Source organism: Mesotoga sp. UBA5847, assembly GCF_002432735.1.
Lineage (GTDB): Bacteria > Thermotogota > Thermotogae > Petrotogales > Kosmotogaceae > Mesotoga.
This window is the reverse complement of the sequence record NZ_DJGL01000068.1, coordinates 1-12988: the sequence shown is the minus strand read 5'-3', so window position 1 is coordinate 12988 and position 12988 is coordinate 1. Positions and strand designations below refer to the sequence as shown.

General features: G+C 44.2%; 15 protein-coding genes and 2 pseudogenes. 11 read left to right on the top strand and 6 right to left on the bottom strand.

Features of this window, described 5'->3' with window-relative positions; genetic code table 11:
* Positions 1-62 precede the first annotated feature (62 nt).
* A complete protein-coding gene (locus B3K91_RS06970) occupies positions 63-275 on the bottom strand; it encodes a hypothetical protein (protein WP_114794149.1) in 213 nt (70 codons plus the stop codon).
* Between B3K91_RS06970 and B3K91_RS06965 the strand changes: the two genes are divergently transcribed.
* Entirely contained in the window at positions 274-825 is a 552-nt protein-coding gene (locus B3K91_RS06965; RefSeq protein WP_349680362.1) for a sulfite exporter TauE/SafE family protein, read from the top strand. The genes B3K91_RS06970 and B3K91_RS06965 overlap by 2 nt on opposite strands.
* A gap of 130 nt (positions 826-955) precedes the next feature.
* Here B3K91_RS06965 and B3K91_RS06960 read toward each other — a convergent pair whose 3' ends face one another.
* The 5 genes and pseudogenes from B3K91_RS06960 to B3K91_RS06945 all read right to left on the bottom strand — a co-directional run bounded on the left by B3K91_RS06960 (position 956) and on the right by B3K91_RS06945 (position 3440).
* The gene (locus tag B3K91_RS06960; RefSeq protein ID WP_292592344.1) at positions 956-1306 is read right to left on the bottom strand and encodes a DUF3147 family protein; all 351 of its coding nucleotides are present in this window, start codon (positions 1304-1306) and stop codon (positions 956-958) included.
* Between the two features lie 113 nt (positions 1307-1419).
* Positions 1420-2598: an MFS transporter gene (locus B3K91_RS06955; protein ID WP_214060141.1), complete on the bottom strand. Its 1179-nt coding sequence runs from the start codon at positions 2596-2598 to the stop codon at positions 1420-1422.
* A gap of 141 nt (positions 2599-2739) precedes the next feature.
* Positions 2740-3090, bottom strand: coding sequence for a hypothetical protein (locus B3K91_RS06950; protein WP_292594464.1), 351 nt, complete (start codon positions 3088-3090; stop codon positions 2740-2742).
* A 36-nt stretch (positions 3091-3126) separates the two neighbouring features.
* A pseudogene (locus B3K91_RS13680) lies at positions 3127-3171 on the bottom strand (hypothetical protein); the annotation flags it as partial.
* Positions 3168-3440: a hypothetical protein gene (locus B3K91_RS06945; RefSeq protein WP_292589106.1), complete on the bottom strand. Its 273-nt coding sequence runs from the start codon at positions 3438-3440 to the stop codon at positions 3168-3170. The pseudogene B3K91_RS13680 and the gene B3K91_RS06945, both read right to left, overlap by 4 nt.
* An 87-nt stretch (positions 3441-3527) precedes the next feature.
* On the opposite strand from B3K91_RS06945, the gene B3K91_RS06940 reads away from it, so the two are divergent.
* The 10 genes and pseudogenes from B3K91_RS06940 (at position 3528) to B3K91_RS06895 (ending at position 12776) form a co-directional block, all read left to right on the top strand.
* The gene (locus B3K91_RS06940; protein WP_214059714.1) at positions 3528-4415 is read left to right on the top strand and encodes a membrane-binding protein; all 888 of its coding nucleotides are present in this window, start codon (positions 3528-3530) and stop codon (positions 4413-4415) included.
* Positions 4416-4706: 291 nt separating this feature from the next.
* Complete coding sequence (locus tag B3K91_RS06935) at positions 4707-5687, top strand: LacI family DNA-binding transcriptional regulator (RefSeq protein ID WP_214059715.1); 981 nt, start codon at positions 4707-4709, stop codon at positions 5685-5687.
* Complete coding sequence (locus B3K91_RS06930; RefSeq protein WP_292592340.1) at positions 5680-7173, top strand: sugar ABC transporter ATP-binding protein; 1494 nt, start codon at positions 5680-5682, stop codon at positions 7171-7173. Before B3K91_RS06935 ends, B3K91_RS06930 begins: the two co-directional genes overlap by 8 nt.
* Positions 7170-8093, top strand: coding sequence for an ABC transporter permease (locus B3K91_RS06925; protein ID WP_099830800.1), 924 nt, complete (start codon positions 7170-7172; stop codon positions 8091-8093). Before B3K91_RS06930 ends, B3K91_RS06925 begins: the two co-directional genes overlap by 4 nt.
* A gap of 51 nt (positions 8094-8144) precedes the next feature.
* Positions 8145-9023, top strand: coding sequence for a D-ribose ABC transporter substrate-binding protein (locus B3K91_RS06920; RefSeq protein ID WP_099830801.1), 879 nt, complete (start codon positions 8145-8147; stop codon positions 9021-9023).
* A 57-nt stretch (positions 9024-9080) separates the two neighbouring features.
* Entirely contained in the window at positions 9081-9992 is a 912-nt protein-coding gene (gene rbsK / locus B3K91_RS06915; protein ID WP_292592338.1) for a ribokinase, read from the top strand.
* A 396-nt stretch (positions 9993-10388) separates the two neighbouring features.
* Positions 10389-10832, top strand: coding sequence for a hypothetical protein (locus B3K91_RS06910; protein ID WP_214059716.1), 444 nt, complete (start codon positions 10389-10391; stop codon positions 10830-10832).
* Positions 10793-11047, top strand: a pseudogene (locus tag B3K91_RS06905) (transposase); the annotation flags it as partial. The gene B3K91_RS06910 and the pseudogene B3K91_RS06905, both read left to right, overlap by 40 nt.
* 505 nt (positions 11048-11552) lie before the next feature.
* On the top strand, positions 11553-12215 hold the full coding sequence (locus B3K91_RS06900) for a C13 family peptidase (protein ID WP_292589089.1): 663 nt from the start codon (positions 11553-11555) through the stop codon (positions 12213-12215).
* 102 nt (positions 12216-12317) lie between these two features.
* Positions 12318-12776 carry a hypothetical protein gene (locus B3K91_RS06895; protein ID WP_099830877.1) on the top strand — a complete coding sequence of 153 codons (459 nt, stop codon included), beginning with the start codon at positions 12318-12320 and terminating at the stop codon, positions 12774-12776.
* The last annotated feature ends 212 nt before the right edge of the window (positions 12777-12988 follow it).

The window sequence follows — 12988 nt, the reverse complement described above, 5'->3', positions numbered from 1 at the left end:
TTCAAAGAAATAGTCTATGTGCAGAAGAACTCTAAGCCTCTTCTGGTTACATTGATAGTCAACTAGGCGATAAAGATTCTCTTCTCTCCCTTTATTCCTGAAAGACTTGCCAATGAGTATGTTGCAGGGATGGTATTGCTTGACTGGCTCCGTGTACTGCCTATACACACTCTCTTATTCCGTGGCTGCTTCTTCTCTTTATCCCAGTAAGATATTCCCTCATAAACGTAGGTAACCCCTGTATCCTTATTTCTTACATGAATACGATGAGCCATGCATTCTCTCCTCTCAATAGGTATACACTTATCCCTAATAAATGCACGAAATGCAAGCCCACAAGATACTGTAACGAAGATGCTCTGTTGCCTTCGAAGAAACCTAGTTACAAAACAAGCGGGATGTCAGGTTGTTATAGGTGCTGTGCTTGTTTCAAGCTTGACGGCGGCTCCCGGTCTGTCTAGATTCCTCCAGAAATACATGGGAAAGTTAGTCGGTCCGATAATGATCATCCTTGGTATGTTTCTACTTGAACTGCTGAGTTTCAGAAACAGGGGAAGAAATCTGGATACAAAATCACAAGAAAAGATCAAGAGCAAAGGCCTGCTCGGTGCCCTGATCCTCGGCTCTCTGTTCGCCCTTACCTTCTGCCCTGTATCGGCTGCATTGTTCTTTGGAAGTGTAATTCCACTGGCCGCCAATGAACAGTCCAGACTACTAATCCCTGCAATCTATGGTATCGGCACAGGCTTACCTGTTGTGGTAGTCTCAGTTGGAATTGCCATAAGCACCAAAATGGTTGCGAAGATGTTCAGCCGAATCACCTGATTCGAGTACTGGGCGCGAGCAGTTACAGGAGAAGTTTTCACAGTCCTGGGAATCTACCTGAGCAATACAAGGATTTTCTTGTGAAACGCTTCACAAACAGTGGTCGAAAAATTCGTTCAAGTCAAAACTGCTATAATCTCACTCCAAACCTTGAAAGGATAAGCAAAAAGAAGGCATAGCCCGCCATCATGATTCCACTGGATAAAGCAAGCGCTACGTAGAAATTGATGCCTCTTCTAAGAAACAACGGCATAGCAACAAAGAAAATCAGAGAAGGAAGAACAAATAAGAGAATACCGATGGAAAGTTCTGCAACTTTACTTGGATTTTTTGTATCGTTGTAGAGCCAGAATAGCGCCAGCATTGAAGTAAGGGGTAAAGAAGCTATAAGTCCTCCAATGTATCCGGACTTCTTGCTAACTTCAGAAACAAGAGCGATTATTATCGATGACACAAGGATTTTGACGATGTATGTCAACAAACTTGTTCACCTCCGCTTCGATCATTCTTCTTGCCCACGTTGCCAATTGCTTTGAATAATCTCCTATTACTTTGCTCCTGAGATTCTACTGCATTATCATACGCCGGTTTGACTCAGCTCGTTATCAATCGATCCTTCGTAAAAACAATCACGATTAGTCCTCCAGCTGCAATGAGTGAAGCCATCATGATGAACATGACGAAATAAGAGTATTCTGCAACCGTTCCGGCCAGTAAAGGCCCCACCATGAAACCAATCGCTCTCGCTGACCTAAGCAGTCCAAGAAACTCGGCCCTTCGCTCGGGTGGTGAGCTCAAAGATATCATAGTACCAGCACCGTTAATGAAAGCACCAAAGGCAATTCCAAGCGAAAAGTAACCGAGTGCTATCAAGACCCAGCTCTGCGCCATCGCAAAGAAAAGCATCGTGAATATTGTAAGGCCGATACCGATCAATGTGCTTTTCCTGGGTCCTATTCTGTACATTACTCTACCGAAGAAGATATGGGAGAATATTTGCATGAAAGGATTTATCGATGTGATTATCGCCGTTGCCGAAGCCGACAGACCTATCCTTTCCGTCATGAATATCGCAATGATAGAAGTCGCTCCTGCAGTACCTAACTGCCTTAAGAATGTTCCGACATAGACCGCCCACAATCCATTCTCCCAGAGCGGCGAAGAATCCTGCTTAAGAGGGAACAGTCTGTTCAGAAAACCCTTTCTGCGGGCCACGGTGTGTTCTTGATCCCTCAAGAAAAGAGCCGGAATCACTGCTAAAAAAGCTATTGTCGCGTACCAGTTGATCGTCTGGGTTACAGTAAAAAATACTAGAAGCATAGAAAGCAGTAGCCTGCCTGATAACATCCCCATTGAATTGGCGGTGTTCAGTATCGATAGCTCCCTTGAAGTATTTCTGACAGAGTCTCTGGAATGCTCAGTGCTGAGCGCCATTGCTATGGGCTCAAATCCAGCTGTGAAGAATGCTATCAAAGCAGAGAACAATATGAAAACTAACGGTATCTCGATAACGGAATAGGCAAAGTAGAGAAGAGCAGAAGTCAGAACAAGCACTATCATTAACGGTTTTCGCCTCTTCAGGCTGTCCGATATCGCTCCCCACGCGGGCGAGCCAAGAGTCTCAACCGCTCCCCTAACTGTTGTTAGAAGTCCGACCATAAGAAGAGACGCTCCCAGCTCCCTCAACTTCAACTGAAGTAGTAAGCCGAAGCCGAACATCACGAAGAACACAATGAGGGATGTTAGCAAAAGTGGAAGACGTTTGTTGAACAACGGAAACTCTCCTTTAGTTTGATTTGCTTACCAATTATAGCACTTCAATGACTACTCAAATCCAGTCTTATGGTTCAGAGAGCTTATTACGGTTGATCTTGGAAATCTTCTCTCGAAACGATCAAAGTTCGGGATCTCTTCTCATTGCTGTAGGCTCTTCTCCAGAAGAATTGAGAATTCACTCATCCCGACAGCTTTCTCATCTCGCCTGCAGATGAGAATTCTGCCCCCTGAATCCAGAGTCTCATTCAACGTGAAGAACAGCTCGCTTGGAGTCATGGACAACTGGCTTCTCAACACTTCAGGAGAAGAAGAAATCTCGAAAAAAACACTTCTCAAATCTTCGCGTATACCGCGCATTACCTCTAGCCTTCTATCGGCAACATGGTGTGTTCTGCCGACACTAAAGCAAATCTTCTTCTCTTCAAACCCGTCGCTCTTGAGAAGGCGCCATCCTGCTCCAAGCCTGTATGTATTTGCTGTGACTGTCAAGTAAGAGGATCTCTTGAGTTCTTCTAAAGAAGCACTAAGCAGAAGCTTCCCTGCTCCACTTCTCCTATATCTGTCGCTCACAAACAGGTCATAGATGTGATAGGATCTTCCGAACGGAGTCTTTCATCGATCTGGGGACCAAAATGTACATGTCCTACGATTTCTTCGCCGCTCCTGAGAACTATCAAAGAGTCTCCTCTCTTGAGAAAGTCGGAGTATACTTCATCCATCGGTCTTAGATCCGGAAGTGAATACCTCCCGCTACTAGGCTCGGGAAATGAGTAATGCATTTTCTTCATGATCTCGAATTTCTCTTCTTCAGATGGTCTATCGATTAGTAGATTCTGCATTTTCGCCCGCCTATAGATAAGATAGATGCTCCTTTTTCTTACTCTCTCCTGTATGATTATAGTAACTTAGCAAATGGAGGTGTAGTAATGAAGAAAGTGTTATTGGTTTCTTTGCTCGTCGCGTTCGCTCTAGTTGCCTTTGCACAATCGGAATTCATGATCCCAATGAGTGCGAGCGACTTCAATCTGCGAGGACCGGTCAAGACAGTTAAGATAGTTTATCCAGAAGACGAGTTCTACATGGAAGAGGATTTTGCGTTTCCGTCTTACGAGATACTCACTTTCGATAGATCGGGCAGACTTCTATCACAGATTTCTTCTGACAAAGAAGGGAACGAAATCAGTGCGATTCTGTTCAACTATGACGCAAGCGGAATGCTAGCTTCTATTACCGGAAGAGAAAATGGAGTTGAAGAATCAGTTGAGCAAATAACCATCGAGAATGGAAGAATAGTGTCAATCATTGTAGAAGATGGAGAGGGAGAATCCACCCTCATAATGGAATACGACGAGTTTGGCAGGTTAATCGCTCAGAAGATATCTGGAATCAGCGAGGGCGAGGAAATCGAAATGACGATATCGATGGCTTACGATGAGAGAGGCAATCTTGTCGAAGAGGGATTTGGCATGATGGGAATGGATCTAAGCAGAACCTTCTACGAATACAATGAGAAGAATCAGAGGATAAGAGAATCGGAGTTCATGTACATGTTTGCGATGCCCGGAGAAGACGTAGAACCAATCGTGTCTACTCTTGAATACAACGAAATGGGCGACGTATCGATTAAGATCTCCGATAGCTACTGGGGAGATGAGAAGGAAGCGGTCGTGTACGAGTATGAATATGACTCAATGGGCAACTACATCTCTATGGTAGCCTACTATGTCATGAACATTGCCGACCTTGAGACAGATGGTTGGAAAGAGATGGCGATGATAGAGCAGGAAGAGACAAGAGAGATTGAGTATTACTGATTAAAATGACAAATCGCAAGAGGGTGGAAACACCCTCTTTTTATTTCGAAGCAACCAATTTCATTTTCCTCGTGTTTGCTGCGACTTATTATAACGACTTTTGTTTTTATCTCACGACGATACATGAACTAGAATGAAGAAGCATAGAAGAGTAACTAATCAATAATCACCTCATGTCTCAGCTGAACGTTCATGATAATGTGTGAATAGACTTGGCTATTACAATACGAGTATGTTTATATTACTGTGTAATCGTTTACGCAAACGTTTACAGGAGGATTTAAGGTATAAATGAAGAGTAAGATAAGCATACGTGAAGTAGCGGAGAAGGCGGGAGTTTCGACGGCCACAGTCTCCAGAGTTCTCAACAAAAGTCTTTATGTAAGCCCTGAGCTTGAAGAGAAAGTCAATAGGGCCTCTCAGGAGCTTGGTTATGTCCCCAACAGACTTGCCAGAAGTCTCAGGATCGGTAGTAGCGGCATGATAGGCTTCCTTATCCCCGATATTGTGAATCCCTTCTTCTCCCAAATAGTAAAGGGAGCCGAAGATTATCTGCGCGTGAAGGGGTATTTCATTTTTCTTGTCAGTTCATCAGGTGATCCTCTAAAGGAGGAAGAACTTCTAAAGGCACTGTATTCAAGGAATATCGAGGGAATTGGCGCAATACTCCTCGGAGAGCTTCCCGAGTCTATTAAGACCATTTCATCTCACCTACCGATCGTGATTATCGATAACTATCAAGATTGGGAAGGGGTCTCTTATGTCTTTTCAGACAATTACGACGGAATGAGAAAGATGATGGATTATCTTATCAGAGCTGGTAACAAAAGCTTCGCTTTTTTAAGTGGTCCCGTAAATACCTTCTCCTCCAGAGAGAGGTTGAGGGCATTTGAAGATGCTATCTCAGAAGAAAATAGTGATTGCGAGATACATTTTGGAGACTATACCTTTGAGAGTGGTAGAGAGATGTTGAGAAGACTCAAGAGAATACCCAATGCCATAGTATGCGGCAACGATATGATAGCATTCGGAGCGATGATGGAGTTGGCTGAAATGAAATATGATGTGCCTAAAACCGTTTCGGTTACTGGATTTGATGACATACTCTTCTCAAGGATGACCAACCCAAGGTTGACAACCGTTCGGCAGGATGGATACGCTATGGGTAAGGCGGCCGGTGAGATGCTTCTGAGAAAGATCAGTGGTCAAAAGACTAGCAGCAAGGTCCTTCTGAAGACCTCGCTTCAAATCAGGGAGAGTAGCAATGGATGAGTTCATTCTCAAGATGGAGGGTATCTCCAAGAGCTTTCCCGGTGTAAAGGCGCTGGATAGCGTCAGTTTCGATCTGAAGAGAGGCGAGATTCTTGCTCTGATAGGCGAAAACGGTGCCGGCAAATCAACTCTCATGAAGATTCTGAGTGGTGTTTACAGACAGAATGAAGGGAAGATAATTCTCGAGGGCAATGAAGTTCGCTTTGAGAGTCCTTCAGATGCCATAGCGCATGGAATAGCAGTAATCTATCAGGAGTTGAATCTCAGCGAGGATCTAACTGTTGCAGAGAACATATATCTGGGAAGAGAGAGTAGCTCCTGGTGGAATCTTAATCGCAGGAAACTCAGAAGAAGGGCGGAGGATCTTCTGAGATCACTCAACTTTCCAGTGCCTGCGGGCACGACAGTTAAGAAACTCAATGTTTCCGAAAAACAGCTTGTCGAGATCGCCAGAGCCTTGGCTTCCGATGCAAAGATAATCGTTATGGATGAACCTACTGCAACAATAACAGAGCATGAAACGGCGATACTTTTCAGACTTATGAGAGAGCTCAGAGAGAAGGGCGTTTCGATAGTCTTTATTTCTCACAGACTTGAAGAGGTTTTCGAAATAGCCGACAGGGTTACGATATTGAGAGATGGATCGTTCATATCTTCCGGTCCTACGGAAAGCTATACTGGCGATCGTTTGATAAAGGATATGGTAGGAAGAAGAATCGACGATATGTTCCCAAAAGAGAATCTTGTGACCGAAGAACCCGTTTTCATGGTTGATGGGCTTTCGGTATCTGGACATTTCGAAAATGTCTCTTTCGAAGTGAAAAGAGGCGAAATCTTCGGAATAGCGGGGCTTGTGGGTTCAGGTAAGGGAGCAGTTGCCCTTGCCATATACGGTGGCATAAAGGCTAGTGCAAACAGGGCCGAGTTATCCAAAAGACCATATCCTATTCCCATAAGGCCGGACAGAGCACTGGCAAGAGGAGTTATTCTCATACCCGAAGATCGCAAGACACAGGGATTAGTAATGCCTTTGAGTATAACAAAAAACGTTGTGCTGCCAAATACGGAACTTGTAAGTAAGCTAGGTAGCATTAGCTGGAGAGCGAGTAAGAGACTTGCTGAAGCGATGATAAAGAGACTGACTATAAAGACACCTTCTCCAGATCAGAGGATTAATAACCTTTCTGGAGGGAATCAACAGAAGGTAGTTCTGGCAAAGGGACTCATTAAATCTCCTGAACTCGTAATCTTCGTTGAACCAACCAGGGGAATCGACGTTGGAGCAAAGGTTGAGGTTTACCGCTTGATGAATGAACTGGCGAATCAGGGTAAGGGAATCATCATGATATCTTCTGAGCTGCCAGAAGTAACCAGTATGAGCGACAGAGTGCTCGTAATGCACCGGGGTCGACAGGCAGCCATATTCGAAAGGAAGGATATTAATCAGCAGAACATCATTTCTGCGGCAATGGGAGGGCAAAGATGAAGAAAACCCTCAGCCTTTTGAGAAGGTTTCCGATCGTTGTCGGTTTTGTTGGAATTGTTCTTGTGTTCAGCTTTCTAAGCGATAGATTCTTTACCGTTTCGAATTTCATGAACGTTCTCAGACAGGTCTCTATAAACGGAATAATTGCATTTGGGATGACCTTTGTAATAATCTCTGGAGGGATAGACCTTTCAGTAGGTTCGATATTCGCTTTCTCAGCAGTAGTCGGGGCAAGTGTTATTAAGAACACTTCTCCTCTGCTTGGAATTCTGGCTGCGCTCGGAATAGGTGCTCTTATGGGTGCATTCAATGGTGTAATCATTGCCAAAATGAAACTTCAGCCCTTCATAGTAACTCTTGCCACTATGGCAATTGCCAGAAGTCTCACTCAGGCTTTCACTCAGGGAAGGCCTGTAACAGGTTTTCCGGCAGGTTTCAGGGAAATCGGGCGCGGAGAGATCTTCGGAATTCCTGTGCCTGTGTTAATAATGCTTGGAGTATTTGCTCTTGCCTGGTACCTTCTCTTCAATACGAAGCTGGGTCTATACACTTACTCAATAGGTGGAAATGAGCAGGCGACAAAGTTAAGTGGTGTGAAAGTGGATAGATATAAGATTGTTATTTACATTATAAGTGGGCTTCTTTCTGCACTGAGTGCGCTTATTTTGACAGCAAGACTGAATAGCGCCCAGCCCATATTTGGAGAGGGTTATGAGTTGGACGCCATTGCCGCAGTCGTTCTGGGAGGAACGAGTCTCTCCGGTGGAAAGGGGTCGATAGTCGGAACGGTTTTTGGCATCATGGTTCTTGGAATAATAAACAACGGTATGAATCTAGTAAATATCTCACCATTCTACCAGCAGGCAGTAAAGGGAGCCGTAATACTCCTGGCAGTTATGGCCGAAAGTAACAACGATTGAGCGATCTTACTAAAGGCCTTCAAGGCCTATTTTTGATAAGGAGGTACTGAAATGAAGAAACTACTTGTAATTACCTTTGTTCTGGTAGTAGCGTCAGCATTTCTCTTTGGAGCAACGTACAGAATTGGACTCTCTCTATCCACTCTCAACAATCCGTTCTTTGTAACACTTAGAGACGGAGCTCTTGAAGCAGCGGCCGGTCTAGGAATAGAAGTTATCGTAGCCGATGGTCGCGATAACCCTGCAAAGCAGCTAAGCGATATCGAAGACTTTGTGCAACAGAAACTGAATCTAATAATCATTAACCCTACTGACAGCGATGCTATCGTCACTGCAGTAGAGGAAGCTAACAAGGCTGGGATTCCTGTAATAACGGTTGACAGAGGAGCTAATGGCGGAAAAGTAGTTGCGCATATTGCTTCGGATAATGTTGCGGGCGGCATGATGGCCGGTGAGTACGTTGCAATGCTACTCAATGGAAAGGGGAACGTAGTTGAACTTGAAGGAATCGTTGGAACATCGGCTGCGCGAGACCGTGGTCAGGGCTTTGGTGCAGCTATTTCAAAATACCCGGGCATCAAGATAGTTGCAAAACAGGTTGCAAACTTCAACAGAGCCGAAGGACTTGTAGTAATAGAGAACATCCTTCAGGCGAATCCAAATATAGACGCTGTGTTTGCTCACAATGACGAGATGGCTCTTGGAGCAATCGAAGCCATAAAAGCCGCCGGTCTTCTAGACAAGATCAAAGTCGTAGGTTTCGATGCCATTGATGATGCCGTTGCGGCCGTAAATGCAGGCGAAATGGCTGCTACTGTTGCTCAGCAACCATTTGTTATGGGCCAACTTGCCGTTGTCAAAGCGTTCGAGTATCTGACTATCGGTACGATTTATATCCCCGTAGATCTCCAGTTGGTAACGCTGAAGTAATTTGGATTAAAAGGCCGGGGGGCGTGATCTCCCTCCGGCTTTTTTATGGAGGCCTTTATGATAGCAGTTATTGGAAGCAGTAACGTCGACATGGTAATAAACGTAGACAAATTCACTATGCCCGGCCAGACTCAGAAAGGTTTGGAACTTTCCTACTATCCAGGAGGCAAGGGCGCAAATCAGGCAGTAACGGCCAAATCGCTTGGTGGGGACGTATTCTTCCTGACTTGCCTGGGAAACGATGGAAATGCCCAGATGATGAAGAGAGAGCTTGAAGCTATTGATCTTGGACACGGAATAAGACTTGTAGATTCTCCAAACGGAGTTGCATTGATAGAGGTTGCAAGATCAGGAGAAAACAGGATAATAGTATACCCGGGTGCAAACTCTCGACTGTCTCCAGAGATTATCGACGATTCAAGAGAGAGTTTGCTAAAGGCTGACATTCTTCTGCTACAAAATGAAATCCCCTTCAAATCGTCTCTATACGCAGCAAAGCTCTTCTACAAAGCCGGAAAGACCGTTATCTTCGATCCTGCGCCGTCAAGTAATATAGATAAATCGATTCTACAATACGTAGATATTATTACCCCGAACGAAACGGAGATGGCTGAGCTTACGGGACCGTCGCTCTGTATTGAAGAAGCCGCCGTGAAGCTTCTTGAAATGGGATGTGAGAATGTTCTGCTAAAGAGAGGGGAAAAAGGAGTTCTCTTCACAGGAAGGTCTAGAAGTCTAGTTGTTCCGACTTTCAGAGTAAAAGCTGTTGATTCAACCGCAGCTGGCGATGTCTTCAATGGCGCCTTCGCCTGCTCGCTTGACAGAGGACTGGATCTTCACTTTTCTCTCAAGTACGCCTGTGCAGCCGCGGCTTTATCTGTTACCAAAAGGGGAGCCCAGAGGTCAATTCCAAGAAGTGAGGATGTTGAAAGTCTCCTTTTTGAACGAGGGTTCGAGAGTTATCGGTAGTCTCTTTGAAAGACCTGATTGCTTCTGAAATTCGAACAATCCTAGAAGTTTCTTCTCTGTTCAACTCTCTTCGAGATTAAGTTTCAGGCCGTTCGTCATTTTGACTGATGCTGATTTGATCTCGAAATAACCTTCAAGTGTTAGAATCAAATATAAATCGAATTGCTATTACTCCAAGGGTTCTTTTGAGAGCCTGATTCGTCCCGCTTCTTATAGCGCTTATGGATACGGTATTTCTGTATACCCTTAGTGTGTCTCGAAAAGAGGGTCTCCAAAAGATTCAATAGTGGTACCATTGAACTGACTAAGAACCGGAAAAGAGGCCTAAACGGATGTTATCACAAGGGATGGAGAAAAAGGGAAGCATTTAAGGTACTGGATAACCTGTACAAGTTCATGGTTAAGGGAACTGTAAAGAAAGTAAGGGGAAGAAACAAAGAGTACGATAAAACAACGATATTGAAGTTGCTGGTACTGCTGACACTTGCAAAGAAATCGTATCGAAGAGCAAAGAGGTTTCTTGAAGGGAATGGCGAGTATATCGAGTACCTAGGGCTGAAGACGATACCATCATTCCAGACCTTGTGTCGAAGAGCCAAACGGATACCTCTTCATGAAATAGTCCAGAAGATAACTAAACTCTTCACAGATCTGGAAGGGCTCGAAAGGAAAGAAGTTGCGGTAGATTCGTTCGTGAGCGGTCATGTAAAGGCTCTACAGCACAGAGAAGAAGGAAGAGAGAGAAGTATAAAGACCAGGGGGCCACTTGGGCGAAGACGAACAAAGACTTACGTTATGGAAGAAAGGTGCATATATCTCTTAATCTGGTCAACAAGTTAATAATCGACTGGATCATATCTGGAGGATCGACACACGATTCGAAGGTGGCACCGAAGATGGCAGACACATGTAAACCTAAGTACATTCTTTCTGATAGCGCATATGATTCCAATCAGTTCTATGGCTATATATTCGAGAAGACCGGTTTGATAACGGTTATTGACATAAACAGAAGAAGAGGTCTAGATACAGAAAAGCAGAAACAGCTCCGTTGACTGGCAACTGGACTGAAAAAGCTTCACTCAATGAGGTAGCAGCTAAGGGAAGAGATAGAGAGAACCAATTCAACTCTAAGGTATCGTTGATTCAGAATTCATATAGTACATAAGAAATAGAGACTTTGACACAGTTATCGGCCTTAAGATTCTCACTTACAATCTCGTGGTCATTTACTATCATCTTCACCATCGTTATTTGAGAAAGATTATGGATATCATTCAAGCTATTTGATTAGTGAGACACCCTATTTAGGTTTACTCTTCATAACAGAACAGAGTGAAAGCACAAAGAAGATAGCAAAATCAATTAGAAATTGACTATTCGCTGTCTACACTTTCACTACGTTATTGTCTCTTTTTCCTCTCTGGGAATGGGTTTCATTCATTTCATGTCGGGGAACTTCTGTTGGAGAGGGTTCTCAGAGTAAAAGGCACTGTAATTACCAGTGGGATTACACCATCATAGAATCTTTATGCAGAGGCTCGTGACGTTCGAAACCTTATGTCTGACGTATTCAAGGCAATTATGGGTTCTGACAGAGTACGTGACGTGAAATATGTCGCGGGAGCGGCCGCTCCAAACTGGACTGCCGTTCAAGCTGCAATGAACGATCTCTTGACTACTGAAAAAGTGGATTACATTACCCTCTACTTCATTGCACATGGAAACACTAACTTGATGAATCTTGGAGGAACAACTTTCTACGCGAGTCAGTTGAGAAGCTACATCCTTGAACATCCAAATGTAAAGTTCTGCATAATAATCGAATCATGCCATGCAGGAAGCTGGCTTGATGGTCTGAAATCCGGCGGAGTCATTCCAGCGAACATCGAGATTATTATCACTACAACTACCGCTGCCAAGAGTGCATATCCCGATTGGGACAGTGCAGGCGGCTCATCGGATCACAACCCTGACGATATGTATGTTGAGTGGTCTGGAGACTTCCTGCAGAAATTGTCGTACTACACAAGTGATGCTCACTGGCCAGAAGTAACTACTTATGCCACTTCCAAATCGATTGACCAACTTCCGGCTCTATTCTACAAATGCTATAAATCTATAAAGGGAGCATCTCCTTCTACTACCTCTTTGACTTTGACAGAGCGCTCAGTCGCAGGCTCCATTCAACAACCAATGATCTTCACTAAATGGGCTCCGTGATACTCTTTTGAATGCTCGTTTGAGAGCGGGCTCTGCCCGCTCTTCTCATGAAACTTCTGCCACCCTTTTCAAAGGCTATAATTGAGTATGGATATCTTTCATATGATAAAACTCGAAAAGCGGGAAGGCTATACCATACGACTTGGAGTCCTCAGGCGTGAAACTGACCTTCTCAGAAACGAGATAGAGTATTTCAGGTCAGCTGCCGATTCCATAATAAGGAGCTCACTCTTCGACAGCGCAATTATTAGAGCATCGAAACTTATCAGAAACAGCGGATTCACAATGAAGAGTTTCCGCGAATACATTCGACAGGGTTGCCCCAGGCAGTTTAGAAGAGAGCTCTATCGTGTTCTGGACGACTTCGAAAGAGAAGAGGCTCTTCTGGCAAACAGAATAGCGAGACTGAAGAATCGTCGTGACAGGGTGATTGTTCATATGGATCCTCGTTTTGCCTTTCACCCGGAAAGAGAAGATGAGAACAGAGTAGATCTAGAAGACATAGAAGCAATCTGCTCTCATCTTGAGAGGCAGATAGAACTCTTTAATGATGACGGATAAACGGAAAATGAAGGCTCCCTGTATATGAATGAGGATTCGTAAACCACACTCAGAAATACGTCTTCGCTCGATCGTTTTTTGCGATGAAAACGGGTTACATGATGTTATGGGTTTCGCAATATGTTTCTGGCAAAATAGAAATGGCTCCGGATCTTCTGCCTCATCGCCTTCTTTGCCTGTTCACTCACTGCAGGGGTGAAGCTGTAGAAGAT